Raw genomic sequence first — 1,994 nt, 5'->3', positions numbered from 1 at the left:
GCCAGCAGTGTGCTCGCCACGGTGGTTCCGGTCTCGTCGATCACGTCCACTCTGGGCTGCGCGCCGGCTTCTCCGGGCAGATAAACGGCCGTATTGGTGTCGGACACCGTCAGCACGCGAGCCCCCGAACCCGACCGGACCCCGGGTTCGGCCACCAGGCGTTGTTGGGGTTCGTCGTCTTCTTTTCCCGGGCGCAACAGCACGAGCCGCAGGTCGGCCTGATTGGCACAGGCCTCGAGCACCGATACCGCCGACGAGCTGGCTGCTGCGGACTCCAGCGTGCATCCGGAGTGCAGTCCCCGCGCCGACGGTTTCACCCGGGCGTCGATCTCACCGTAGGCGAGCATCCGGACCATGTCCGAGCGCCAGAGTTCCAGGCGGGTATCGCCGGCCGACAACACCGCCGTGCCGTCAGAGGACAGGCGCACGTGTGGATCGGCGTAGCTACTGCGGGCGGCTCCGCGACGGCCGGTGGACCCATCGATGGTGCTGACCTGACCGCAACCGCGGTCATCTCGATAGACCGCGACGGCGTAATGGTAGACCCAGGACACCCCGCACAGATCGCTGTCGCGGGCATAGCTCCAGCGCGACTCGCCCGTGGCGGGGTCGCGCCCATCCACCTGGCGCCCGTCGCCAGTGATTACCGCCCCACCCACCACCACGGGGGCGGTGGTGGCAGGACTGGCAGCGGCCCAGAGCTGGTTGAGGGAGGCCGGCACTTCTCGAGCCGGAGTCGGGTTGGGCGCCGGGGTGGCGGCCGGCCGGCTGAGGGTGGCCCGGGCGTCGCTGGTCCACCAGATCAGCGACGCGGCGGTGGCGAGGACGACCGCGATCGTCACGGCGGCCATGATGTCGGCCTTGGTCCGGCGTTCGGGTCTGACCATGCGTCAGAAGCTCAGTTTGCCTGTGCAGCCAGGTTCTTGTTGAGACCGTTGTCGACGCCCTCCGTCGGCTTGCGGCGGCGGCGCCGGCGACGGCGGACGTCAGTGGATGGGGAGCCGGGCGAGGAACTCGGCGGCGTCTCCGCGACGGCTTCGCCGTTGCTGGCCAAGGTGGCGGTGGCCAAGTTGTGGGTGGGATGTCCGGTGACGAGTTGGCCGCCACGGGTGCGGCGTCGCCGTGCGCCAGTGCGCGTCCGCGCCGGCTTCTCGGCTTTCTCTGGCGCTTCCGACTTGTCCCCGTCACGGTCGGTGCCGCGGCGTTTGACCTGCGCCTTGCGCGGCGCGCCGACAGTTCCGCTGGCCTCGGCCGGGATGGCCAACTCGGTGTCCAGATGGGGCGAGCTGGCGTAGGTCTCGGCCGGATCGGGGGACCCCAAGCCCAGCGCCTTGTCGATCGTCTCCCAGCGGGGCAGCTCGTCCCAGTCCACCAAGGTGACCGCGACCCCGGTGCGACCGGCACGGCCCGTGCGTCCGATGCGGTGGACGTACATCTTCTCGTCTTCAGGGCACTGGTAGTTGATGACGTGGGTGACGTCGTCGATGTCGATGCCGCGGGCGGCCACGTCGGTGGCGACCAGCACATCGACATTGCCGGTCCGAAAAGCTTTGAGTGCCTTCTCCCGCGCTATCTGTCCGAGGTCACCATGCACGGCGCCCACCGCGAAACCGCGTTCGCCCAGCTCATCGGCGACCTTCTGCGCGGTGCGCTTGGTGCGGGTGAAGATCATCGTCGCGCCCCGGTCACGCGCCTGCAGTATCCGGCTGACCAGCTCCACCTTGTCCAATGCGTGGGCGCGGTAGACGAACTGCTCGGTGGTGTCGTGCACCGCCAAGGAGTGCGGTGCCTCGGCCCGGATATGGGTGGGCTGGTCCATGAATGTGCGGGCCAGCGTGATGATCGGGTCCGGCATGGTCGCCGAGAACAACATCGATTGCCGGTCGGTGGGGATCTGCCGCAAGATGCGCTCGATATCGGGAAGGAAGCCCAGATCGAGCATCTCGTCGGCCTCATCGAGGACCAGCACCGACAACCCGCCCAGCTGCAGCTGG

2 protein-coding genes are annotated in these 1,994 nt (G+C 68.7%); both read right to left on the bottom strand.

The features are described from left to right. Nucleotides 1-887: Rv3212 family protein (locus AC2VNT_RS12855; RefSeq protein ID WP_486947229.1), on the bottom strand; the 887-nt coding region annotated here is incomplete at its 3' end. Between the two features lie 11 nt (nucleotides 888-898). Then, a partial coding sequence (locus AC2VNT_RS12850; protein WP_486947228.1) for a DEAD/DEAH box helicase occupies nucleotides 899-1,994 on the bottom strand: 1,096 nt, incomplete at its 5' end.

Source organism: Mycobacterium sp. TH-M15 (genome assembly GCF_057473705.1).
This window is presented reverse-complemented; position numbering and strand designations above follow the sequence as displayed.